Origin of the sequence: Sphaerisporangium flaviroseum (assembly GCF_039537005.1) — a bacterium.
GTDB lineage: Bacteria > Actinomycetota > Actinomycetes > Streptosporangiales > Streptosporangiaceae > Sphaerisporangium > Sphaerisporangium flaviroseum.
The window spans coordinates 828,982-853,009 of sequence record NZ_BAAAZR010000002.1; the positions used below are offsets into that span (position 1 = coordinate 828,982).

Sequence of the window (24,028 nt, forward strand, 5' to 3'; positions counted from 1 at the left end):
TGTCGAGAGATCGTCGGCGAATCCGTCCTGCTCTGGACCGACCTCGCCGGCGGGCACTCAAATGTCGGCGAGGACGTCGAGAAGTGTGGTGGCGGTCTCGACGTCCGGGCTCAGGGAGCGGTCCTCGGCTCGGGGGTCGAGGTACGGTGCCACCTTGGCGAAGGCCGTGCCGACGGGCGCCTTGGGGTCGGGGGTGATGCCGCGCTGTCGCAGCGCCCGCACCACCGCGACGAGCTCGCACGCGAGGACCAGCCGGTAGGCCGTGGCCGCCTGGAGTGTCTGCCGCGCCGACTGGGAGGCGAAGCTCGCGTGCTCCTCCACGCCCCGGGAGAGAACGGCGTGGCCGAGCGCGGCCGGGTAGGCGGCGTTGCGGAGCTGGGCCAGCGCGGAGTTGGCGGAGTATTCGAGGATCATCACGCCCGAACTGGCGGAGGCGCCCTCGGCGAGGAAGGGGCGCAGGCCGGTGAACGCCGGCTCCACCAGCGTGGCGAGCCGGGCGGTCGACAGGTGCGCGGTGTGGAGCAGCGCGACCCGCAGGTGGTCGAGCCCGAGCCCGAGCGTCGCCTGGTGGAATCCGCCGTGGTGGTGGACGGTGCCGTGCGCGGCCGAGACGAGCGGGTTCTCCGACGCCGAGTTGATCTCGATGTCGAGGACGCGTTCCAGCGCCGCGGCGGCCTCGACGGCCGGGCCGTGCACCTGGGGGAAGCAGCGGTAGCCGAACGGATCCTGGACCCGTGCCGTCGCGTGCCGCGGCCCGCCGAGCAGCCGCCGCATCTCGGCCCCCACCGCGATGTTGCCAGGGTGGGGGCGCCCGGCGTGCACCTGCTCGTCGTACGGCTCGGTGCCGCCGTCCACCGCGAGCAGTGACAGGGCCGTGATCACCTGGGTCGCCCGCAGCAGGGCCGTGATGTCCGACCAGCCGAGCGCGGCCTGCCCGATCGTGAGGGCGCTGCTGCTGCAGAAGGCGAGCGCGTCGCCGGTCTCCAGCGTGATCGGCGCGGGCGGCGATCCCTGCCCGCCGGTCCACGGTCGCTCGCCGATGAGGGTGAGCCCGGCCTCCGCGAGCGCGGTCAGGTCGCCGGTGCCGATGGCCCCGATCTCGTGGACCTCCGGCAGGTGCCCGGAGTTGAGCGCGTGGGCGAGCACCTCGGCGAAGGCCGGTTGCAGCCCTGCGCCGCCGGCCAGGATCTGGTTCGCCCGCACCGCGAGCATCGCACGGACCTGGGTGGCGGGCACGAGGGGGCCGATGCCGCCCGCGTGGCTTCGCAGCAGGCGCAGGCCGTGGGTGTCGCTGTCGGCCTCCGCGACGCCCTCACCGCGGTTGGCGCCCACCCCTGTGTTGCGCCCGTAGACGGGGCGCCGCATCACGATCTCCTTGGCCGCCTTGTATGCGGCGGCGGCCCGGTCCAGGCCCTCGGCGGCCAGGGAGACGGCAAGGGGGGCGGTGGGAGGAACAGCCGCTGGAAGCGACAGCGCCGGGAGCGGGGAAGCAGCCGCTGGAGCGGTGCGAACAGGGGGGACGGCGGCACCGGCACGTGCGATGTCGGTGATGTCGGCCGGACGGGTTCGGGTCCCGTCCAGGGTGATCATCCGTGACGCCATCAAAGAGCCCCTTAACACACACTTTACTCGGGATTTCGGGCCTACCAGTTGACATGAACTTATGCAGGAACAATCCTGCATGAAACTATGCATTCGAGGCAAGGGGTGAAACCCGTGATCAGATTCGATGCGGTCAGCAAGGTCTATCCAGACGGCACGACGGCGGTGGACACCCTCGACATGGTCATCCCGGAGGGCCGGATCACGGTGCTGGTCGGATCGTCGGGCTGCGGGAAGACCACGACGCTTCGAATGATCAACCGGATGATCGAGGCCTCGTCCGGCACGGTCACCGTCGGCGGCAGGAACATCGCCGACCTCGACGAGAACACCCTGCGCCGCGGCATCGGCTACGTCATCCAGCAGAGCGGGCTATTTCCGCACAAGACCGTGCTGGACAACGTCGCCACCGTTCCACGACTACTCGGCTGGGACAAGAAGAAGGCCAGGGCCCGCGCCGCCGAGCTCATGGAGACGGTCGGCCTGCCCGAGAGCATGGCCGACCGCTACCCGCATCAGCTCTCCGGCGGCCAGCAGCAGCGCGTCGGCGTCGCCCGGGCACTCGCCGCCGACCCGCCCGTCCTGCTCATGGACGAGCCGTTCGGCGCGGTCGACCCCGTGGTCCGGACCCTCCTGCAGGACGAACTGCTGCGCCTGCAGTCCGAGCTGCGCAAGACCATCGTGTTCGTCACGCACGACATCGACGAGGCGGTGCGACTGGGCGACCGGATCGCTGTGTTCCGAACCGGCGGGCGCCTCGTGCAGTTCGCGCCGCCCGCCGAGCTGCTGGCCCGCCCGGCCGACGAGTTCGTGGCAGGTTTCCTCGGCGCCCAGCGCGGGCTGAAGCTGCTGTCACTGACCTCGCTCTCCGAGGTGCCCACAATTCCGGTGGCCACCGTGGAGCAGCGCGTCTCCGTGGCCGAGGCCCTGGCGACCGCCGCCCGTGCCGGTGACCGGTGGCTTCTCGCGGTCAGGGAGGACGGCGCGCCCCGCGGATGGCTCGACACCGACGGCCTGGACGGTACGGAGGGAAGTGTCGCCGGCCACGTCCTCGTGGCCGCCGCCGCGGTGGGTGGCGCCGACTCGCTCCTGGCCGCGCTCGACGCCGTGGTGGCCTCGCCGTGCGGCCTGGTCGTCCGGGTGGACGATCAGGGCCGGGTCGCCGGAGCCTCGACCGAGAGGGATGTCATCGACGCGGCGTCGCGCTACCGGGACGGGGTGATGGCGTCGTGAGGTGGTCCTGGTTCCCCGGTCACGCCGACGACCTCGCGTCCCTCACCCTGCTGCACCTGCAGATGACGGTGCTCGCGGTCGGGCTGGGCATCCTCATCGCCGTCCCGCTCGCCATCCTGGCCCATCGGGTCGGCCGGGTACGGGGGCCGGTGCTCGCGCTGACCGGCGTGCTCTTCACCATTCCCTCGCTTGCCCTCTTCATCCTGCTGCTGCCGTTCACCGGCCTCAGCATGACCACGGCCGTCATCGGGCTCACCGTCTACACGCTGGTCGTGCTGGTACGGAACACCATCGAAGGGCTCAGCTCCGTGCCCCCGCACATCAGCGAGGCGGCCAGGGCGATGGGCTACGGGCGGACGCACGTGCTGCTCGCGGTCGAACTGCCCCTCGCGCTCCCGGTCGTCATGGCCGGCGTGCGCATCGCGACGGTCATGACGATCAGCCTCGTCAGCGTCGCCGGGTTCATCGGCCAGGGGGCGCTGGGACAGCTCTTCATCGACGGATTCCAGCGCAACTTCCCCGAACCCATCGTGGCGGGCATCGCGCTCACCCTCCTGCTCGCCCTGGTCGCCGACGTCCTGCTCGTGGGCGTCCAGCGCGCCCTCACACCGTGGACCCGGAGGTAAGGCCATGGGCCTTCTGCAGCAGATCGCCGAGTGGTTCACGCAGGCGACGCACTGGTCGGGGGAGGACGGGCTCCCGGTCCGGCTCCTGGAGCATCTGGAGTACTCCGTGCTCTCCACCGTCGTGGCCGCGCTGATCGGGCTTCCCATCGGGCTGTTCATCGGCCACACCGGCCGGGGAGCGTTCCTGGCGATCAACCTCAGCGGCTTCGGGCGTGCCCTGCCCACCGTCGGCCTGGTCACCCTGGTCTTCCTGGTGAGCGGCCTGTCGATCTGGCCGGTGTACATCGCCCTGGTGGTGCTCGCCGTGCCCGCGATCGTGACCAACGCCTACGCCGGCATGGCCGGAGTCGAGCCCGATCTCAGGGACGCCGCCCGCGGCATGGGGATGACCGGCTGGCAGCGGCTCTGGAAGGTCGAGGCGCCGGTCGCGCTGCCGCTCATCCTCACCGGTATCCGGCTGGCCGCCGTACAGGTCGTCGCCACCGCCACGATCGCGGCGTACGTCAGCTTCGGCGGCCTCGGCCGCTACCTTTTCGACGGCCTCGCGCAGCGCGACCTCCCGCAGGTCCTCGCCGGCGCGGTCGCCGTGGCCGTCCTCGCCGTCGTCACCGACCTCCTCCTCGCCGCGCTCCAGCGTGTCCTGCTCCCGCGGGGCCTGCGCCTGCGGCGGGCGCAGGCCTCGGCGGGCGGCTGAGCGCGCGTACGAACCTCCGGCAGCCCACGCCCATCCCCGCTCCACCGTCACCAACCCCCACTCAAGGCTCCACGAAGGAACAGAACGATGCGTAAATTGAGCACCATCGCGGGTCTCGCGGCCCTCGCGCTGACCGTCACCGCCTGCGGCGGCGGCACCACCACTCTGGCGGAACCGTCCGGCAGGGCCGGTTCGACCGGCTCCTCCGGCGGCACCATCGTGATCGGCACGGCCAACTTCACGGAGAACGTCACACTCGGCTACGTCTACGCGGGTTACCTGAAGAGCAAGGGATACGAAGTCACCGTCAAGCCCAACCTCGGCTCGCGCGAGGTGATCTTCCCCGCGCTCCAGAACGGTGACATCGACCTGCTGCCGGAGTACCAGGGATCGCTGCTGCTCTACCTCGACAAGGAGAGCAAGGCGGCCGACGGCGCCGCGCAGGCGGCCGAGCTGAAGGGCAAGTTGCCCGCCGGGCTCAAGCTGCTCCCCTTCGCGCCGGCCGAGGACAAGACGATCTGGATGGTGACCCGGGCCACCGCCGCCAAGTACGGCCTGAAGTCGCTCGAGGACCTCAAGAAGGCCAACGGCAAGCTTGTTTACGGCGGCCCCCCGGAGGACAAGACACGCAGGGTCGGGATCGTCGGCCTGAAGGACGTCTACGGCGCGGAGTTCAAGGCGTTCAGGGCGCTCGACGCGGGCGGTCCGCTCACCAAGACGGCGCTGAAGAAGGGGGACATCGACGTCGCCGACATCTTCAGCAGCGACGCCGAGATCTCCTCGAACGACTGGGTGGGCCTGGAAGACCCGCAGCGGCTGCAGCCGAACGAGAACATCGCGCCCGTCGTGCGGGAACAGAAGGCCGACGACAAGCTCACCGCGGCCTTCGAGGCGCTCAACCCCAAGCTGACGACCGAGGCCCTGATCCAGATGAACCACAAGACCGACGTCGAGAAGGAAGACCCGGAGGACGTCGCCGACGAGTGGCTCAAGTCCACCGGCCTGGTCTCCTGACCGGTCCACCCGGCGCGCGACGGCCGTGGTACAAGGGCGAGGCCGGAGGCACAGGTCAGTGCGTCCAGGACAGAAGCGGAGCAGCAGGTGAGTGACCCAGTCAACCCCGGAGTGGCGGTCGCCTCCGAAGAGGCGTCGCGGATCGCGGCCCGGCTCAGGGAGATCGTCGAGGGCCATCGGCTGTCGCCCTCCCAGCGGCGGATCGCGCGCTACCTCCTGGAGCGCCCCCACGAGGCGGTGTTCCTCAACAGCATCGACATCGCGGAGGCGGTCGGGATCAGCCAGCCGTCTGTGACGCGCTTCGCGTTCGCCCTCGGGTTCACCGGCTTTCCGGAGTTCCGCGACCACCTCCGGGCCGCGTTGCGCGACGGCCCGGCACTGTACGCGGAGCCCACGGAGCTCAACCCCATCCAGGCCATGGTCAACTCCGAGCTGCGCAACCTGGAGCTGTTGCGTGACGCCCTCGGCGACACCCGCAGGCTGAACGAGGCCGCCGCCGCCCTGGCGGCGTCCCGGCCCCTCCCGGTCATCGGGCTGCGGGTGTCCGCGCCGCTGGCCCACCTGTTCGGCTACCTGGCGGCCAAGGCGCATCCTGATGTGAGGGTCATCGACACGCCAGGGTCGACGCTGGAGGACGGGCTGAGCCGCGCCGCCGACTCCGGGGCCGAATGGGTGCTCGCGTTCGGTCTGCCCCGATACCCCCGCGAGCTGAGGGACGGGCTCGTCTGGGCCAGGCGGGCCGGCCTGCGGGTGGTGCTGGTCACCGACCACTCCGTCGGCGCGCTGGCAGAGCACGCGGACGTCGTGCTCACGGCGCCCGTCAGCTCGCAGTTCGCCTTCGACTCGCAGGCGGCGCCGAGCGTGCTGTGCGTGGCGCTGGTCCACTCGATGTTCTACGCGCTGCCCACGCGGGAACAGGCGTCGATCGAGGAGTTCGAGAACAGCGCCGCGGAACGCCGGCTGTTCCTGCCGGAATGACCGGCGAACAGCATGTCGAACAAGAGGATCTGGATCACCGAGCCGCCGGCCCGAAGGGCATGGCGGCCGAGCAAGGAGAAGATCAGCGATGAGTGACGACGTCCGGCGGACAATCCGCTCTCCCCGGGGACAGGATCTTTCCTGCCAGGGATGGCAGCAGGAGGCCGCCTACCGGATGCTGCACAACAACCTCGACCCGGAGGTGGCCGAGCATCCCGACAAGCTCGTCGTGTACGGGGGGACGGGCAAGGCGGCACGCGACTGGCCGTCGTTCGACGCCATCGCCCGCACGCTGCGGGAGCTGAAGCAGGACGAGACCCTGCTGGTGCAGTCCGGCCGGCCCGTCGGCGTGATGCGCACCCACGAGTGGGCGCCCCGCGTGCTGATCGCCAACTCCAACCTGGTCCCCGACTGGGCGAACTGGGAGGAGTTCCGGCGCCTTGAGGCGGCGGGGCTCACCATGTACGGCCAGATGACCGCCGGCTCGTGGATCTACATCGGCACCCAGGGCATCCTGCAGGGCACCTACGAGACCTTCTCGGCGGTCGCGGCCAAGCGGTTCGGCGGCACCCTCGCGGGGACGATCACGCTGACCGCCGGGCTCGGCGGCATGGGCGGCGCACAGCCGATGGCCGTCACCATGAACGACGGTGTCGCGATCTGCGTCGAGTGCGACCCCTCGCGCATCGCCCGCCGGATCGAGCACCGCTACCTCGACGTCGAGGCCAAGGATCTCGACGACGCGCTGCGGCTGGCGGTGGAGGCCAGGGACGCCCGCCGCCCGCTCTCGATCGGGCTGCTCGGCAACGCCGCCGACGTGCTGCCGAGGCTGCTGGCGATGGACGCCCCGATCGACATCGTCACCGACCAGACCTCCGCGCACGACCCGCTGTCGTACCTGCCGCTCGGCATGGCCTTCGAGGACATGCGCGCCGAGGCGGAGAAGGACCCGGCCGGTTTCACCCTGCGTGCGCGGGAGGCGATGGCCCGGCACGTGGAGGCGATGGTCGGCTTCATGGACCGGGGATCGGAGGTCTTCGACTACGGCAACTCGATCCGCGGCGAGGCCCGGCTGGCCGGATACACGCGCGCCTTCGACTTCCCCGGCTTCGTGCCCGCCTACATCCGCCCGCTGTTCTGCGAGGGGAAGGGCCCGTTCCGCTGGGCGGCGCTGTCGGGCGACGCCCGCGACATCGCCGCGACCGACCGGGCGATGCTGGACCTGTTCCCGGAGAACGAGTCGCTGGCCCGCTGGATCAAGCTGGCGGGGGAGCGGGTGGCCTTCCAGGGGCTGCCGGCCCGGATCTGCTGGCTGGGGTACGGCGAGCGCGACAAGGCCGGCCTGCGGTTCAACGAGATGGTGGCCTCGGGCGAGCTGCGTGCCCCGCTGGTCATCGGCCGCGACCACCTCGACTGCGGATCGGTCGCCTCGCCGTACCGCGAGACCGAGGCGATGCTCGACGGCTCCGACGCCATCGCCGACTGGCCGCTGCTGAACGCCATGGTCAACGTCGCCTCGGGAGCGTCCTGGGTGTCGATCCACCACGGTGGCGGCGTCGGCATCGGACGTTCCATCCACGCCGGCCAGGTCGCCGTGGCCGACGGCACGGAGCTGGCGGCCCAGAAGCTGGAACGTGTCCTGACCAACGACCCGGGTATGGGCGTCATCAGGCACGTCGACGCGGGCTACGACAGGGCCACCGAGGTCGCCGGCGAGCGCGGTGTGCCGATCCCGATGGCGACCGGGGAAACTCGATGACAGACCACCCCGCACCGAGCCCGGCCGGAAGGCCGCGGCCCGTCCCGGACGGCGCGCCCGATCACCCGGACCCGCTCGCCGCTCGTTTCCGGCGCACGTGGGACGCCCTGGCGGCGATCGGCGGCGAAGGGGCGGCCGGGTACCACCGGTTCGCCTGGACGCCGGTCGACCTGGCCCTGCGCGGCTGGTTCCAGGAGCAGGCGGCGCTGCGTGGCATGGCGTACGAGCGGGACCGCAACGGCAACCAGTGGGCGTGGTGGGGCACCCCCGCTCCCGGGGCCGTGGTCACCGGGAGCCATCTGGACAGCGTGCCCGGTGGCGGCGCCTTCGACGGCCCGCTCGGCGTGGTGTCCGCGTTCCTCGCCGTCGACGAGTTGCGCGAGCGGGGGGCCGTCCCGTCGCGGCCCATCGCGGTGGTCAACTTCGCCGACGAGGAGGGTGCCCGCTTCGGCGTGGCCTGCGTCGGCAGCCGCCTGCTCACCGGGATCCTCGCCCCGGACGACGCCCGTGCCCTGCGCGACGGCGACGGGGTGACCCTCGCCGAGGCGATGCTGGCGGCGGGCGCCGACCCCGGCGCGCTCGGCCGCGACGAGGAGGCACTCGCCCGCATCGGGACCTTCGTCGAGCTCCACATCGAGCAGGGCCGGGGGCTCGTCGGCCTGGACGCGCCGATCGGCGTGGCGAGCGCCATCTGGCCGCACGGCCGGTGGCGCTGCACGTTCCACGGCGAGGCCGACCACGCGGGGACCACCCGGCTCGCGGACCGGCGTGACCCCATGCTGCCGTTCGCCTCGGCGGTCCTGGCCGCCAGGCAGGTCGCGGGCGAGATGGGGGCGCTCGCGACGTTCGGCAAGGTACGCGTCCATCCCAACGGCACCAACGCGATCCCCTCCCGGGTCGACGCCTGGCTCGACGGCCGGGCTCCCGATGCGGCCACGGTGGGCAAGATGGTGGGCGAGATCACCGCCGCCGCAGAAGCCGCGGCCGCAGGGCACGGCGTGCGGGTCGAGGTGGTGGCCGAGTCCTCCAGCCCCGTGGTGGAGTTCGGCGTCGAGTTGCGCGACCGGATCGCGGCCACCCTCGGCGGCGTCCCCGCACTGCCCACCGGGGCGGGTCATGACGCGGGCATCCTGTCGGCCGCCGTGCCGACCGCCATGCTGTTCGTCCGCAACCCCACCGGGGTCAGCCACAGCCCGGCCGAACACGCCACCCCCGACGACTGCGTCACCGGGATCACCGCCCTCGCGGCGGTGCTGGAGGACCTGGCATGCCGGTGAGCGTCTTCTACGCCGATCACGCGTGGCTGGGCGGGGACGGGACGGCCCGCGGGGTCGTCATCGAGGTCGCGGACGGGCGCGTCACGTCCGTACGCCAGGAGGTGCCCGCGCCGCCGCCGGGGGCGGTCCACCTGCGCGGGATCACCGTGCCCGGGCTCGCCAACGCCCATTCGCACGCTTTCCACCGGGCACTGCGCGGGCGCACCCAGCGCGAGCGCGGCACGTTCTGGACCTGGCGCCGCCAGATGTACGACGTCGCCGCCCGCCTCACCCCGGACACCTACCACGCGCTGGCCAGGGCCGCCTACGCCGAGATGGCGCTCGCCGGGGTGACCTGCGTCGGGGAGTTCCACTATGTCCACCACGACGCCGGGGGACGGCGCTACGCCTCGCCCAACGCCATGGGCGAGGCGCTGCTCGCCGCCGCGGCGGAGGCCGGGATCCGCATCACCCTGCTCGACACCTGCTACCTGCGGGGAGGCTTCGGAATGCCACTCGAAGGCCCCCAGCTGCGCTTCGGCGACGGGGACGCCGCCGCCTGGGCGGACAGGGCCGCGGGCCTCAAGGGCGGCGAGCACACCCGGGTCGGCGCGGCCGTCCACTCCGTCCGGGCCGTGCCCTTCGAGGAGATCGGCACGGTGAGCGGCTGGGCACGCGAGCGCGGCGTACCGCTGCACTTCCACCTGTCCGAGCAGGTCGCCGAGAACGAGGCGTGCCTGTCCGCCTACGGGCGCACCCCGGCGGAGCTGCTGGCCGAGCACGGCGCGCTGGGCCCGCTGTCCTCGGCGGTGCACGCCACCCACCTCACCCCCCACGACATCGCCCTGCTCGGAGGGTCACGCACCGGCGTGTGCATGTGTCCCACCACCGAGCGCGATCTCGCCGACGGGATCGGGCCGGCGCGCACGCTGGCGGACGCCGGCTCGCCGCTGTCGCTCGGCAGCGACAGCAACGCCGTCGTCGACCTCTTCGAGGAGGCGCGCGGCGTGGAGCTGGACGAACGGCTGGCGAGCCGCCACCGGGGACACTGGCTCGCGGCCGACCTGCTGCGGGCGGCCACCTCGGACGGCCACGCCTCGCTCGGCTGGCCGGAGGCGGGCCGGATCGAGGTGGGCGCCCCCGCCGACCTGGTCACCGTCACCCTCGACTCGGTACGGATGGCAGGCGCGCCCGCGGACTGCCTGGTCGAGTCACTGGTGTTCGCCGCCACGGGCGCCGACGTGCGTGAGGTGATCGTGGCCGGCCACCACATCGTCACGGAGGGCCGCCACCGGCTGATCGACGACGTCCCCGCGGCCCTCGCCACCGCCATCGGGGAGCTGACATGAGCTCCCCACCGCACAATCCATCGCATCGCCGGAGCTGACATGGGTTCTGTTCTCATCGACAACATCGGCTCCCTGGTCACCAACGACCCGGCGCTCGGCGAGGGGGCGCTCGGGCTGGTGGCCGACGCGGCGCTCGTCCTGGCGGACGGCCGGGTGGCCTGGGCGGGGCCGCGGTCGAAGGTCCCCGAAGGGGCGGCAAGAGACCGGTTCGACGCCGGCGGACGCGCCGTCATCCCCGGATTCGTGGACAGCCACGCGCACCTGGTGTTCGCCGGCGACCGTACGGCGGAGTTCGAGGCCAGGATGTCCGGCCGTCCCTACACCGCCGGTGGCATCCGCACGACCGTCGCCGCCACGCGTGAGGCGACCGACGACGCGCTGCGGGCGAACGTCCGCCGCCTGGTCGCCGAGGCCCTCCGGTCGGGGACGACCACGATCGAGTGCAAGTCGGGGTACGGCCTCACGGTCGGGGACGAGGCCCGGAGCCTGCGCCTCGCCGCCGAGCACACCGACGAGGTGACCTACCTCGGCGCCCACGTGGTCCCGCCGGAATACGCGGGCGACCCGGACGCCTACGTCGACCTGGTGCGGGGTCCGATGCTCGACGCGTGCGCCCCGTACGCCAAGTGGATCGACGTCTTCTGCGACCGTGGCGCCTTCGACGGAGACCAGACCAGGGCGATCCTGGCGGAGGGGAAGCGGCGAGGCCTGGTGCCACGGGTGCACGCCGGCCAGCTCCAGCCAGGCCCGGGTGTGGCGATCGCGGTGGAGCTCGGCGCGGCGTCGGCGGACCACGTGACGCATCTCAGCGACTCCGACGTCGAGGCGCTGGCGTCCGGGGACACGGTGGCCACGCTGCTGCCCGGCGCGGAGTTCTCCACCCGATCCACGTACCCGGACGCGCGCCGCCTGATCGACGCCGGCGCGACCGTCGCGCTGGCCGCCGACTGCAATCCCGGGTCGAGCTACACCACCAACATCCCGTTCTGCGTCGCGCTGGCGGTACGCGACATGAACCTGACCCCGGCCGAGGCCGTGTGGGCCGCGACTCTGGGTGGCGCCCGCGCCCTGCGCCGCACCGACATCGGCCATCTGGCCCCCGGAGCCCGCGCCGACATCGTCCTGCTGAACGCTCCGTCGCATGTCCACCTGTCGTACCGGCCAGGCGTGCCCCTGATCGCGCGCGTGTGGAAGAACGGCGAGCTCGTCGTCACCTGATGATGCCCAGGTCCGTCAGCGCCTCGCCCGGACCAGTCCCGGAAGCCCGGTGATCGTTCCCAATTGACAGTTTTATTTGTCTATTGAAGACTGGGCGCTCGCGTCCGAGCACACGCGCGGCCGACCGCCAATCGGTCAATCGCCTGGTCGCCGTCGCCTCCTCCACGGTCCGGGACGTCACCCGCATGCACACCGCCGCCGAGGGGGGCCGTCTCTACCGCGTCATAGGAGCCGGTCACCCCTCTCCCCGACCCGACGATCGAAGCGAACCACAGAACCACAATCAGGAGGACGGCCATGGCAGATTCCGGTGAAGGCCCCCGCATCGAAGTCACGATCGCGGCGCCCGTCGAGACCGTCTGGCAGGCACTGCGTGATCCCCGGCTCATCCGCCGCTGGCACGGATGGGACTTCGACGGGCTGGACGAGGAGGTCCAGAGCATCTACCTCACCGGAGTCACCGAGGACGCCACCGCCCATGTGCTGGAGGTCGGCGGGAGCGACCGGTTCAGCCTCCACAGCAGCGGGGAGGGCACGGTGGTACGCCTGACCCGCGCGCCGATCGGCACCTTCCCCGAGTGGGACGCCTACTACGACGACATCACCGAGGGCTGGTACACCTTCCTCCACCAGCTCCGTTTCGGCCTGGAGCGTCATGGCCTCGCCGAGCGGCGGACGGTCTTCATCGAGGGCACGCTGGAGGAGCCCGGCGTCCTGGTCGACGCGCTGGGCCTCCGGGAGGTCGCCACGCTGCCGCCCGGCTCGCCGTACAAGGCCGAGACGGCGGCCGGTGGCGAGCTGAGCGGGCAGGTGTGGGCGAGCTCGCCCTACCAGCTCCTGCTCACGGTGGAGCAGTTCGGCGACGGCCTGGCCGTCCTCGCGCAGCAGCCCCACGCGGCGCACCGACCCGAGGGCGGCGTGCTGGCCGTGCTGACCACCTACGGTCTGGACGACCCGGCGTTCACCAAGGTGGAGTCGCGCTGGACGGCGTGGTGGGAGCGTCATCGCGTCGTCCCGGACGACGACGTCATCGACCCCGGAACACCGCCCGCGTAGCGTGCCACGGCCGGCAAGGCCGGAGCCCGGGGAGGGAGGCCCGCTCCCTTCCCGGGATGGTCGTCAGATCAGGCCCAGGGAGAGCATGGCGTCGGCGACGCGCTTGAATCCGTCGATGTTCGCGCCCGCGACGTAGTTCCCCGGCATGCCGTATTCGTCGGCGGTCAGCAGGCAGCGGTCGTGGATGTCCGCCATGATGTCGCGCAGGCGCTGTTCGGAGAACTCGAAGGTCCACGAGTCGCGGCTGGCGTTCTGCTGCATCTCCAGCGCGCTGGTGGCCACGCCTCCCGCGTTGGCGGCCTTGCCGGGCCCGAAGGACACGCCGGCGTCCTGGAACACCCGGATGGCGCCCGGCGTGGTCGGCATGTTGGCGCCCTCCGCCACCGCGATGCATCCCGACCGGACGAGCGACTCGGCGTCGGCGGCGCTGATCTCGTTCTGGGTGGCGGACGGCATCGCGACCTCGCACGACACCTCCCACACGCTGCGGCCGGGCACGAAGACGGCTTCGGTGCCCCGCCGCGCGGCGTAGACGTCGAGCCGGCCGCGCTCGACCTGTTTGATCTGCTTGAGCAGATCGAGGTCGATGCCCTTCTCGTCGAGGACGTACCCGGAGGAGTCGGAGCAGGCGACCACGATGCCGCCGAGCTGCTGAACCTTCTCGGCGGTGTAGACGGCGACGTTGCCCGATCCCGAGACCGCCACGCGCCTGCCGTCGAACGAGGTGCCGCGCGCCCGCAGCATCTCGTCGACGAAGAACGCGCAGCCGTACCCCGTGGCCTCGGTCCGCACCTGCGCGCCACCGTAGCTCAGGCCCTTGCCGGTGATCACTCCGGACTCGTAGCGGTTGGTGACGCGCTTGTACTGCCCGAACAGGTAGCCGATCTCACGCTGCCCGACGCCGATGTCCCCTGCGGGCACGTCGGTGTGCTCGCCGATGTGGCGGTAGAGCTCGGTCATGAAGCTCTGGCAGAAACGCATGACCTCGCGGGAGGAACGTCCCTTGGGGTCGAAGTCGGAGCCGCCCTTTCCGCCGCCGATCGGCAGCCCGGTCAGGCTGTTCTTGAAGATCTGCTCGAAGCCGAGGAACTTGACGATGCCCAGGTAGACCGACGGGTGGAAGCGGAGCCCGCCCTTGTACGGGCCGAGGGCGCTGTTGAACTCGACCCGGAAGCCCCGGTTGATGTGCACCTCGCCGCGGTCGTCCTCCCAGGGCACCCGGAAGATGATCTGCCGCTCCGGCTCGCAGATCCGTTCGATGATCTTGGATTCCGCGTACTCGGGGTGCTTGCCCAGGACCGGTCCGATGCTTTCGAGCACCTCCAGGACGGCCTGGTGGAACTCGGCCTCGCCCGGATTGCGGTGCAGGACGTTGTCGTAGATCGACGCCAGCTTCGCGTGCAGCATCAACTATCCCCTCGGTCTCAGGGGTCGCACCCCTGAGACCACCCTAGGGTCTCGACGCGGTCGCGTTCGGTACCTTCGCCCTCGCGCCCTCACCCGGTGGACGGCGGCACGGCCGGCCTGAACCGTCGCCGTCAAGAACGCGTCAGTTCTCCCGGGATCCCCGCACGACAGGTCCGCCGGGAGGACCCGGAGGACCTGACGCGCCGCGACGTGGGGCGGTAGGCCTCAGCCTTCCACCGGCGGCCGGGGAGTCCAGACGAGCAGCCCGAGGCACATCTCGTCGCTGGTCCCCTCGCCCCAGACGACGTAGCGCGGTGGGGTGCCGTGCAGAGCGGGCAGGAGTTTGCGCAGACCGGCGTCGTGCGTGCAGGTCACCCGCACCACGTCAGTGGCCTTGATCTTGACCGGCTTGGCCAGAGGGCGGATGGCCTGCTCGTCGAAGTCGTAGGTGGGGATGTCGAGCAGCGTTCGCGCCCGGGACGTGCCGGGGTTGAGCTCCACCTTGATCGAGCGTCCGAGCAGGTGCATGTGCCCGGCGACGGCGTACACCGTGCCCGCCTGGCGGGCGGGCTGGTCGCAGTGCTGGGTGGGTCCGGGGACGGGAGGCCTGGCGTCGTTGCAGAACTGGTTGAGCTGCGTCACGGTGTTCTCGGCCTGCTTCCCGAAACGGCCGGCGACGTCTTTCACCGCGGCCTCACGGTCGCACAGCGGGCCGGACTCGTCCGTCGCGCAGGGCAGTTCGATCGGCGCCACGAGTTGCGCGGTGTCCAGCGCGGCGAGATCGGCCTTGCCGTCGGTGAGCCGCAACCGGATCCCCGACCGGTCGCTGCCGCCGGGCTTGCCCCCGGTCGCGAGCAGGTTGTAGTGCACCTGCACGATCAGCCGGCTGCCGGCCGGCATCGGGTAGCCGACCTTCGCGGACAGCAGCGTCTCGTTTGCTCCGGGCGCCCAGTGGCCGACCCACGCGCCGTCGTCGACCCCGGCGTCGCCGAAGCAGGTCCACCCCTCACCCGGCGTGCCGGCGTCGAGCTTCTCGGCCTCCTTCGCCTGGTCAAGGCCGATCCGGAAGATGATCGCATGGTGGACCAGCGCGGTGTTCTGCGGCAGGAACTGGCTGCCGGTGAGGAAGGCCCGATCGGCCAGTTTGGGATCGACCAGGAAACAGCGGTACTCGTCGGTCCCGCCCGAGGGCGCCGCCGGGGTGTACGGCTGGGCCAGCTTGAGGTCGACGAACCGTTCGGAGGCCCGTAAAGGCGCGGCCGGAGGCGCCTGGAACGGTTTTCCGTGGCCGCCGTGCGTGGCGGTGGCGGCCGCCGCGCTCGGGTTCTTGGGCGCCGGATCCCCGCCTCCCGAACATGACGCGACCAGCAGGCCCACCGCCAGGACGAGAGCCGCCCCTCCTGGCCACCGCTTCGTACGGACCGTTCGCTCCATGACCGCCCCCAGGTGTTCGCCTCTGCTCTCCCGAGCCGCGACGTGGTTCGGGGACGCGATCCGGGACTCTTCCCGCTCTCCAGACTCCTCGCTGTGGGGACGTCGGACCATCGGCCGTAAGACCGAGAACGCTCCTCCCTCCGGCTGAGACGCTGCCGTCCTCATACGACCGGGGGTGTGCTCCGGAGCGTCGTGAGCAGCCGGGCGGCCTCGGGGGCCCGGTGGCGGGTGAGCACCTCCGTGACCGCTTCCAAGGTGGGAGCCGCGGGCCAGCCCGCGGCCGGCCGCGCCTCGGCCACGCCCAGCACCGCGCAGGCGAGTCGGTGCTCGCCCGGCGCGTGCGCGTCCACCAACGTGGGGATCACCGTGCGCGGCGCCATGACGTTGGTGCCGGGCAGGGCCTGGACGAGCCGTCCGGTCCTGGCCCCGGCGAGGTCGTCGACCAGGCACGCGCCCGCGGGGGAGTCCACCCGGGCGCGTCCGGGACCGGTGTCCACACGGTGGAAGGGCTCGTCGCGGTCCACCGCGAACCCGCCCTCCGCCGACTGCAGGTGCCGCTGCGTGGTGAGGCGGTGCACCCGGATGTGCCAGGGCGGGCACGCGAGCAGCCAGGTCTCCACCTCCACGTCCGTCCAGGGCGTCCACCGCAGGTGGAGGAGCCCGTCGCTGACCGTGGAGTCCCGCGGCACCTCGCACGGCCGCCAGTGGATCCCGTCCTCGCTGAGCGCCAGGGTGCTGTCCAGCGCGCCCTGCTCCAGCCCCCACGGCCCGGTCGGCACGCTGAATCCGAAGGAGGTGGAGTAGGCGAACTTGGCGTACTTCGCCGCCCCGTTGCGCACCCAGGTGTGGTGCTGCCGCGCGCTCAGCATGACGACCTGGCGTCCCTCCTCGCAGCGCATCAGCGCCACGCCCGCCTCGGGCTGGTCGCTGACCTCGGGCAGGGGCGGTGCGGCCTGTTCCTCCGATGCCCAGAAGGGATGGCCGGCGGGCACCGCCAGGGGCAGGAAGGCCTTGAGCGCCCAGTACGGAGAGCCGGGACCGTTGTACTGCTCGGCGAGCGAGGGCTGGGCGTATCCATAGCCCAAGGTGAGCAGCCCGGAGGCGTCCCGGATCGGCCGCCGCAGCCACCAGCGCAGATGGCGCATCAGGTGGCCCTTCACCGTGCCCCAGGGCAGGGCCTCGACGTTCGCGAACGCCAGCGCGCCCCAGAAGGCGCCCTGGGCGAACCGGTAGGTCAGGCTCCGGCCGAAGGGCACGGCCGCTCCGTCCGAGGCGAACCAGTGCTGGAAGTCGAGCGCGAACTCTGCCGCGCGCTCGCGGAACCGCCCGGTCCGGGCGGGGTCGCGTTCCCCGGCGAGCGCCGCGTAGACCAGCCCGTAGTAGTGCATCGCGAAGGGGATGTAGTAGTCCCGCTGGGCGGTGGGGCCGTCGCTGTACCAGCCGCGCCCGAGGGCGAAGGACTCCAGCCGGTCGAGGCGGGCGGCGTTGGGCGCCGGGTCGTAGGCGACGCCGACGCGGTCGAGGCCGAGTCCCACCAGGACCGGGAAGAACCGCCAGTTGTTGTCCGCGGGCTCGGCGGCGATCGCGTGGAGCAGCCATGCCCTCAGGTTGTCGCGCTCCCTGCCGCTCAGTGGGTCCCAGACCGCCTCGGGGACCAGCGCGAGCGCCAGGCCGATGGCGGCGGTCTCCACCAGCCGCTGGTCGATGTCGGTCACCGAACCCCAGAACTCCTCGTGCCCGGGGTCGGTGCCCCGCGCCAGCCCTCGGCGCCAGAGCTCCCAGTGGTCGAACGAGCCCCCGCCCGCGCCGAGCGGCGCCAGCCCCCACAGCGGGCGGGCGAACGTCTCGAGCTCGGCGGCGGCGTCGGAGTAGTGCGCGGCGTTGCCGCCGATGCGCGGCCGGGCCCCGCCGGAGCGGAAATGGGGGATCAGCGGCTCGGTCAGCTCGCGTACGAGCCGGCGCAGGTCCTCGCGGTCGCGCGGGTCGCGTACGAGCCGGCGCAGGTCCTCGCGGTCGCGCGGCACGCCCGGCCGGATCCACTCCATCCGGTGGCTCTCCCTCGGTGACATCGACTTTGGCTTCCGACCGAGACTGGCCCGCCGCTCCCGATCTTGTCAATGCTTAGTTTAAGATCTTTATAAAAGGGGTGCGGCATCGGACGGGTCGCCATGGGGTGATCTGGTTTCAGAGGTAATTTCAAGCTTAGAATCCCGCTCATGACTGTGCATACCAGGAGGTACGTGAGCCCATCACCGGGAAAGCGGCGCGACAGGAAGGTCCTCGGTGGGACCGGCACGGTGGGGGCGGCCCGATGACGGTCGTGGAGCTGGCCATGTACCCCGAGCTTCCGGGCCGGCTGTTCGCCCCCGCCGTGGCCACGCGCCTTCGCACGGCCGCCCGCGTCGATCTCGCCTCGCCGCTCACCGAGTTCCGCTCGCCCGAAGCCAGGGAACGCCTGCGGCGGGCCACGATCCTGCTCACCTGCTGGGGCAGCCCGCCGCTCGACGAGCAGGCCCTGGCGGACGCCCCACGCCTGCGGGCCGTCGTCCACGCCGCGGGCACCGTGAAGGGGCACCTGCCGCCCGCCGTGTTCGCCCGCGGCATCCAGGTCAGCTCCGCCGCGGCGGCCAACGCCGTCCCGGTGGCCGAGTACACCCTCGCGATGATCCTGCTGGCCAACAAGGCCGTCCCCGCCCTCGCCCGGGAGTACCACGCGCGGCGCGAGGACCTCGCGCTGCTACGGCGCGGCCACGACGTCGGCAACCACGGCAGGGTCGTCGGGGTGATCGGGGCGTCACGGATCGGCAGAAGGGTACTCGAACTGCTCCGTCCCTTCGACCTGGAGCCGCTGCTGGCCGATCCCCACGTCGACGCGGGGACGGCCGCCTCCCTGGGGGCGCGGCTCGTCGGGCTGGACCAGATCTTCGCGCTGAGCGACGTCGTCTCCGTGCACGCACCCGCTACGCCGCGGACCCGCGGCATGGTCACCGCGGGGCGGCTCGCGGCGATGCGCGACGGCGCGACCCTCATCAACACCGCCCGCGGGTCGCTGGTCGACCAGGACGCGCTGATCGCCGAACTGGTCACCGGGCGGCTGTCGGCGGTGCTGGACGTGACAGAGCCCGAGGTGCCCCCGGCGGACTCACCGCTGTGGGAGCTGCCCAACGTCGTGCTCACGCCCCACCTCGCCGGGTCCCTCGGCAACGAGGTGGCCAGGCTCGGCGCCGCCGCCGCCGACGAGGTGCTCCGGCTCGCCGCCGGTGAGCCGCTGCTGCACCGGGTCGACCTGGAGACGCTGTCCATCACCGCCTGAACGTGGGGTCAGCTCTTCAGGCCGCTGAACGCGATCCCGTCCATGATCCGCCGCTGGAACACCATCAGCACGATGATCACCGGGATGACGGCCAGCGCGGCGCCCGCCATGATGTAGTAGGCGCGCCCGGACTCGCTGCTCGCCAGCTGCTGCAGGGCGAGCGGCAGCGTGTACAGCTCGGGGTCGTTGAGCACGACCAGCGGCCACACCAGGTCGTTCCAGTGGAAGATGAAGCTGGTGATCGTGACGACCGCGAGCACCGGCTTCGACAGCGGCAGCACGATCCTCCAGAAGATCCGCATCCGTCCGGCGCCGTCGATGAGCGCCGCCTCCTCCAGCTCGGTCGGCAGCGACAGGAAGAACTGGCGGAGCAGGAAGATGTCCAGCACCGAGGCCACGTTCGGCAGGATCAGGCCCCATCCGGAGTCGAACATGCCGAGCGACTGGGTGATGTGGATGCGCGGCACCAGCAGGGTGATCGTCGGCACCATCATGCCCGCCAGGAGCACGGCGAACAGCTTGTCCCTGCCGGGGAACGGGATGCGGGCGAAGGCGTAGGCCGCCAGCGCGTCGATCAGGAGCTTGGCCGGCACGAGGATCAGGCAGACCCACACGCTGTTGAGGAACGCCCGGCCGAGCCCGCCGATCTGGATGACGTGCTCGTAGTTGTCCAGCGTGGGGGACCACTCGCCGGTCTTGCGATCGAGCGGGAGCAGGCTGGGCACCTTGGTGTACACATCCGGGCCGTGCTTGAACGAGGTGGCCAGCATCCACGCGAACGGGACGACCGACACCAGCACCAGCAGCACCAGCGTGACGTAGATGGGGGAGAGCCGTAGCTTGCTCACGACACCTCCTGCTTGACGAACCTGAACTGGAGCGCGGTGATGATCATGATGAAGGTGAGCAGGATGAACGACATCGCGCAGGCCGCGCCCATCGCGTCGTAGCGGAAGGCGAACAGGTACAGGTGCAGGACGTAGGTCAGTCCCGACTGCTCGGGCCCGCCGGTGACGCTCCTGCCGCCACCGCCGGAGAAGATGACGTAGACCAGGCCGAACACCTGCAGCGCCGCGATCACTCCGGTCACCAGCAGGTAGAACGTCGTGGGTCTCAGCATCGGGACCACGACCTTCCAGAACCGCTGGACCGGACCCGCTCCGTCGATGATCGCCGCCTCGCGGATCGAGGAGGGGATGCCCTTGAGCCCGGCCAAGTAGATGATCATCGAGATGCCGCACTGCCACGCCGCGATGAACGCCAGGGCGGGGATGACCAGCTCGGGGGTGTTGAGCCAGTTCTGCCGCGGGATGCCGACCAGCCCGAGGAAGACGTTGATCAGTCCGTACTGCGGATCGTAGAGCCAGCGCCAGATCGCGCCGACGGCCGTCTCCGCGGTGACCACGGGCAGGAAGAGCAGCAGCCTGAAGAGGTTGGACCCCCTGCGGATGGCGTTGAGCAGCAGGGCCTGACACAGCGCGGTGCCCATGGTCAGGGGCACCGCGATCAGCGTGTACTGCAGGGTGACCTTCACCGACTGCCAGAAGTGCGGGTACTTGGCGTCGTCGAACAGCAGGTCGGTGTAGTTGGTCAGCCCGACCCAGTTCGGCGCGGAGCGCAGGTTCCAGTCGGTGAAGCTGTAGTACAGGGCGGCGAGCGCCGGATAGAGCAGGAAGACGATGAAGTACACCATCGCGGGAGCGATCAGGAGCCAGCCGATGACGCGATCGCTCCCCCCGAACCCCGGGCGGCGGCGCCGCCCGGGCCGGGGCGTCACAGTGGGCCTGTCGGCCACCACTGGAGTTGCCACGCTTGCCTGCCTTTCGGTCAGCCGGTCCAGCCGAGCAGGACGCGCGTCTTCTCCGCCGCGCCGGTCAGGGCCTGCTGGGCGGTGGCCTTGCCGCTGAGCGCCGACTCGATCGCGGGGGCGATGATCTCGTCGTTGATCTGGATCCACTGCGGCACGGCCGGGCGGGCCTGGGCGACCTTGAGCTGTTCGAGGAAGGCGGCCTGCTCGGTCCCGAACGTCGCCGCGTCCCTCTCGGCGGCGGCGATGTTGGTCGGGAAGCCGCCAAGCGCCTGGGCCAGTTTGGTGTTGTTGTCGGCGTTGGTCAGGTAGGCCAGCCACTTCCAGGCAAGGTCGGCGTTCTTGCCCTTGGTGAACACCACGGCGTTCTCGCCGCCGATGTTGCCGGCCGGCTCGGTCTTGTACGGCAGCGGCGCGACGTTGAACTCCAGGTCGGGGAACTGGTCCTTGATGTTGGCCACGTCCCAGGGGCCGGAGATCATCATGCCGGCCAGGCCGTTCTCGAACGGCTTGTCGGAGTCGGTGATCTCCCTCGGCGAGGACTTGAGCAGGTCGACCCACAGCTGCAGCGCCTCGACGGCGGGCGGCTGGTCGAAGAGGATCTTCTTGTTCTTCATGTCCGCCATCTCGCCGCCGGCGCCGGCCACGAAGCCCGGCCACATCCAGCCGCCGTAGCCGTCGCCCTTCGGCACCACCATGCCCGCGACCTTCGGGTCCTTCTGGTGGATCTGCGCCGCCATCTGCTTCAGCTCGTCCCAGGTCTTGGGCGGCGTCGGGACGAGCTTCTTGTTGTAGAAGAGCCCGACCGTGGTGTGGTCCAGCGGCACGCCGTAGAGCTTGTCGTCAACACGGTTGGTGTCGAGGGCGCCGGCGTACAGCGCCTTCTCGTCGACCGTGCCTGCGGGCATCTCCTTGATCGTGCCGTCGAGCGCGTAGCGCGCGACGAGCGGCTGGTCGAGCACCCCGGCGTCCGGGACGGACCCGCTGGCCACGGCACTGCCCAGCTTGGTGTTGTAGTCGTCCTTCGGAATCTTGACGATCTTGACGCTGACGCCCTTGTTCGCCTTCTCGAAGTCCGTGCGTAGCTTCTCGACCACTTCACCGGCCTGTGGCGTGCGGTCCTGGAACATCCAGTAGGTCAGCGTGGTGGTCGCCGCGGCTCCCTCGGAGCCACCGCCGCACGCGGTGAGTCCGGCGAGCAGCGCCATCGCGGCGGCCGTCCCTGTCACTCTCCTGATCATTTCGCTCTCCTCAACGGGGGGTTTCACAGAAGATAATCTAAGTGTCGAAATAAGGTCAGTCCTTCTGAGAAACGCTTTGGTAACACGGTGATCAGGCCACGTCGGCCCGGGTGGAAGCCGGGTATCGGCAGGTTCCTTCGGTCGCTGAACTAACATGGCCGTGAACTCGTGGAGGTACGTCATGGCAAGGCCTGAGCGCAGGACGGTGCGGGATGTCCGCAGAGGCAACCGCGCCATGCTGCTGCGAACGCTGTACTTCGACGGCCCGGCCAGCCGAAACGACCTCTCCGGGCTGACCGGCCTGAGCGCGGCCACGGTCAGCACCATGACCGGTGGCCTGCTGGGCGACGGCATCGTCGTCGAAGCCGGCCAGGTCGACTCCGACGGCGGGCGACCGCGAGTGCTCCTGCGCGTCAACCCTCTGTACGGCTACGCCATCGGCGTCGACGTCGCCGAGACCCACGTGCGCGTCGAGCTGTTCGACCTGGAGATGCACCAGCGCGCCAAGGTCGAGTACGCCCTGCGGCCGGCCCGCCACGAGCCCGAGCTGGTCGCCATGCACATCCTCGCGGGCATCGAGGTGGTGCTCTCCGACGCCGGGATCCCCGCCGAGCGGGTGCTCGGCGTCGGGATCGGGGTCCCCGGCATCGTGGAGCGCGGCACCGACGTGATCCACGCCAAGGCGTTCGGCTGGAACGGCGTGCCAATGGGAGCGCTCCTACGCGCGAGCACCTCGCTCCCGCTGTACGTCGACAACGGCGCCAAGGCGATGGGCCAGGCCGAGTTGTGGTTCGGCTCCGGCCGGGGCGCGGCGAACGCCGTCATCGTCCTGATCGGCGCGGGCGTGGGGGCCACCGTCGTCGCCGACGGGGCGACGTTCCACGGCGTGAGCAGCAGCGCCGGCGAGTGGGGCCATACGAAGATCGTCGCAGGCGGCCGGCCGTGCCGGTGCGGCGGCCGGGGATGCCTGGAGGCCTACATCGGGGCGGAGGCCATCCTCGAAAGGGCGGGGGTGTCCACGCAGAAGGCCGGCTGGCAGGAGGAGCTGACCCGCGTGCTGGCGTCGCGATCCTCCGTGGTGGAGGAGACCGTGGAATATCTCGGCGTCGGCCTGGCCAATCTGGTCAACCTGCTCAATCCCGAGCGCATCATCATCGGCGGCTGGGTCGGGCTCCTGCTCGGCGAGGCCCTGCTGCCCGAGATCCGCGACGTGGTCGCCGCGAACTCCCTGGCGCAGCCGTACGCCGCCAGCTCCATCGTGCTGGGCCGCCTCGGCCCGGACGCCGTGGCGCTGGGCGCCGCCACGCTGGTCATCGAGGAGTTCCTCAACGCCACCCCCGCCGCCCGCGTCCCCGCGACCGGCTGACCGGCGGCGACACCTCACGGTGAGCCGTGTGGGCCCTTTGTCTTGTCGGGCTTCTCGCCCGGTGGATGCTTGGTGGCAGGCGGATGCGGCTGCTTGGTCGTCGGTGCCGGGGTGACCGGCTGCCTGGTGGACTGCTCGGTGGGCCGGCCGGTGGGTGTCGGCGCGGTCGGCGACGGCGTGCGGGTGGCGGTCGAACGCGGCCGGCCTTCCGGTGACGCCGACGGCAGGCGCTTGGGCGAGGGCACGGTACTGCGCCTGGAGGAGGCGGTCGGCCGTGGGAGAGGGCTGGGCGTCGCGGCGGGTGTGGACCGCCCCGGGCTCCGGGCCGGGAAGGCCGTCACTCCCGGCGACGACGGTGACGTCGGTGACGAGGTGGGGGAGACGGGGCCCGGGGCCGAGGTGGCGGGCTGTAGCGGCCACTTGAGGCCGTCGATCGGAGGGCCGGGCGTCACCCTTACGTCTGAGGTGAACGACCCGGAGGCGATGATCACCGCCGAGGCCAGAAGCAGAGTGCCGGGAAGGACACCCGCCATGACCAGTAATCGCTTGCGACGTGCAGCTTGATCGGCGGCCGCGCCGACGGAGTCCGCGTCACTCACAGGGATAGATCATAAGTAACATTTCTCCGGCTGTGGGGAGCTTGTCCAAGCTGTAACCCGTTTGACGTGATGTGCC

Annotated in this window: 20 protein-coding genes; 13 read left to right on the forward strand and 7 right to left on the reverse strand. The window is 71.1% G+C overall.

The features are described from left to right. Positions 1-57 precede the first annotated feature (57 nt). Positions 58-1,602: an aromatic amino acid ammonia-lyase gene (locus ABD810_RS09885; RefSeq protein ID WP_344937066.1), complete on the reverse strand. Its 1,545-nt coding sequence runs from the start codon at positions 1,600-1,602 to the stop codon at positions 58-60. 114 nt (positions 1,603-1,716) lie between these two features. Here ABD810_RS09885 and ABD810_RS09890 point away from each other — a divergent pair, with 114 nt between their 5' ends. The 10 genes from ABD810_RS09890 (at position 1,717) to ABD810_RS09935 (ending at position 12,785) form a co-directional block, all read left to right on the forward strand. Next, a complete protein-coding gene (locus tag ABD810_RS09890; protein ID WP_344937068.1) occupies positions 1,717-2,835 on the forward strand; it encodes an ABC transporter ATP-binding protein in 1,119 nt (372 codons plus the stop codon). Continuing rightward, positions 2,832-3,461: an ABC transporter permease gene (locus ABD810_RS09895; protein WP_344937070.1), complete on the forward strand. Its 630-nt coding sequence runs from the start codon at positions 2,832-2,834 to the stop codon at positions 3,459-3,461. Before ABD810_RS09890 ends, ABD810_RS09895 begins: the two co-directional genes overlap by 4 nt. 4 nt (positions 3,462-3,465) lie before the next feature. Continuing rightward, entirely contained in the window at positions 3,466-4,155 is a 690-nt protein-coding gene (locus ABD810_RS09900; RefSeq protein WP_344937072.1) for an ABC transporter permease, read from the forward strand. Positions 4,156-4,242: 87 nt separating this feature from the next. After that, entirely contained in the window at positions 4,243-5,169 is a 927-nt protein-coding gene (locus tag ABD810_RS09905) for an ABC transporter substrate-binding protein (RefSeq protein ID WP_344937074.1), read from the forward strand. Positions 5,170-5,256: 87 nt separating this feature from the next. Then, positions 5,257-6,147 carry a MurR/RpiR family transcriptional regulator gene (locus ABD810_RS09910; RefSeq protein WP_344937076.1) on the forward strand — a complete coding sequence of 297 codons (891 nt, stop codon included), beginning with the start codon at positions 5,257-5,259 and terminating at the stop codon, positions 6,145-6,147. Positions 6,148-6,235: 88 nt separating this feature from the next. Next, positions 6,236-7,906 carry a urocanate hydratase gene (hutU, locus tag ABD810_RS09915; protein ID WP_344937080.1) on the forward strand — a complete coding sequence of 557 codons (1,671 nt, stop codon included), beginning with the start codon at positions 6,236-6,238 and terminating at the stop codon, positions 7,904-7,906. After that, the gene (locus ABD810_RS09920) at positions 7,903-9,183 is read left to right on the forward strand and encodes an allantoate amidohydrolase (RefSeq protein ID WP_344937084.1); all 1,281 of its coding nucleotides are present in this window, start codon (positions 7,903-7,905) and stop codon (positions 9,181-9,183) included. Before hutU ends, ABD810_RS09920 begins: the two co-directional genes overlap by 4 nt. Then, entirely contained in the window at positions 9,174-10,511 is a 1,338-nt protein-coding gene (locus tag ABD810_RS09925; protein WP_344937087.1) for a formimidoylglutamate deiminase, read from the forward strand. The genes ABD810_RS09920 and ABD810_RS09925 overlap by 10 nt, the downstream gene beginning before the upstream one ends. A gap of 39 nt (positions 10,512-10,550) precedes the next feature. Then, positions 10,551-11,729: an imidazolonepropionase gene (gene hutI / locus ABD810_RS09930; protein ID WP_344937089.1), complete on the forward strand. Its 1,179-nt coding sequence runs from the start codon at positions 10,551-10,553 to the stop codon at positions 11,727-11,729. Between the two features lie 297 nt (positions 11,730-12,026). Further along, positions 12,027-12,785, forward strand: coding sequence for an SRPBCC family protein (locus tag ABD810_RS09935; RefSeq protein WP_344937091.1), 759 nt, complete (start codon positions 12,027-12,029; stop codon positions 12,783-12,785). A 63-nt stretch (positions 12,786-12,848) separates the two neighbouring features. Here ABD810_RS09935 and gdhA read toward each other — a convergent pair whose 3' ends face one another. From gdhA to ABD810_RS09950, 3 genes are all read right to left on the reverse strand, one after another. Continuing rightward, complete coding sequence (gene gdhA, locus ABD810_RS09940) at positions 12,849-14,192, reverse strand: NADP-specific glutamate dehydrogenase (protein WP_344937094.1); 1,344 nt, start codon at positions 14,190-14,192, stop codon at positions 12,849-12,851. Between the two features lie 225 nt (positions 14,193-14,417). Beyond that, positions 14,418-15,626 (reverse strand): monooxygenase, encoded by a 1,209-nt coding sequence (locus ABD810_RS09945; RefSeq protein WP_344937096.1) that lies wholly within the window; start codon positions 15,624-15,626, stop codon positions 14,418-14,420. A gap of 161 nt (positions 15,627-15,787) precedes the next feature. After that, positions 15,788-17,671 (reverse strand): DUF2264 domain-containing protein, encoded by a 1,884-nt coding sequence (locus tag ABD810_RS09950; RefSeq protein ID WP_344937098.1) that lies wholly within the window; start codon positions 17,669-17,671, stop codon positions 15,788-15,790. Between the two features lie 266 nt (positions 17,672-17,937). Between ABD810_RS09950 and ABD810_RS09955 the strand changes: the two genes are divergently transcribed. Then, on the forward strand, positions 17,938-18,939 hold the full coding sequence (locus tag ABD810_RS09955) for a hydroxyacid dehydrogenase (protein ID WP_344937101.1): 1,002 nt from the start codon (positions 17,938-17,940) through the stop codon (positions 18,937-18,939). Positions 18,940-18,947: 8 nt separating this feature from the next. Here the strand turns inward: ABD810_RS09955 and ABD810_RS09960 are convergent, their stop codons facing one another. The 3 genes from ABD810_RS09960 to ABD810_RS09970 are packed head-to-tail and all read right to left on the reverse strand — an operon-like array spanning position 18,948 to position 21,987. Beyond that, on the reverse strand, positions 18,948-19,787 hold the full coding sequence (locus ABD810_RS09960; protein WP_344937103.1) for a carbohydrate ABC transporter permease: 840 nt from the start codon (positions 19,785-19,787) through the stop codon (positions 18,948-18,950). After that, positions 19,784-20,749, reverse strand: a complete 966-nt coding sequence (locus ABD810_RS09965; protein WP_344937106.1) for a carbohydrate ABC transporter permease — start codon at positions 20,747-20,749, stop codon at positions 19,784-19,786. Before ABD810_RS09965 ends, ABD810_RS09960 begins: the two co-directional genes overlap by 4 nt. A gap of 17 nt (positions 20,750-20,766) precedes the next feature. Then, positions 20,767-21,987, reverse strand: a complete 1,221-nt coding sequence (locus ABD810_RS09970; RefSeq protein WP_344937108.1) for an ABC transporter substrate-binding protein — start codon at positions 21,985-21,987, stop codon at positions 20,767-20,769. Positions 21,988-22,168: 181 nt separating this feature from the next. Here ABD810_RS09970 and ABD810_RS09975 point away from each other — a divergent pair, with 181 nt between their 5' ends. Further along, positions 22,169-23,353, forward strand: coding sequence for an ROK family protein (locus ABD810_RS09975; protein WP_344937111.1), 1,185 nt, complete (start codon positions 22,169-22,171; stop codon positions 23,351-23,353). Between the two features lie 72 nt (positions 23,354-23,425). Next, a complete protein-coding gene (locus tag ABD810_RS09980) occupies positions 23,426-23,917 on the forward strand; it encodes a hypothetical protein (RefSeq protein ID WP_344937113.1) in 492 nt (163 codons plus the stop codon). Positions 23,918-24,028: the final 111 nt, after the last annotated feature.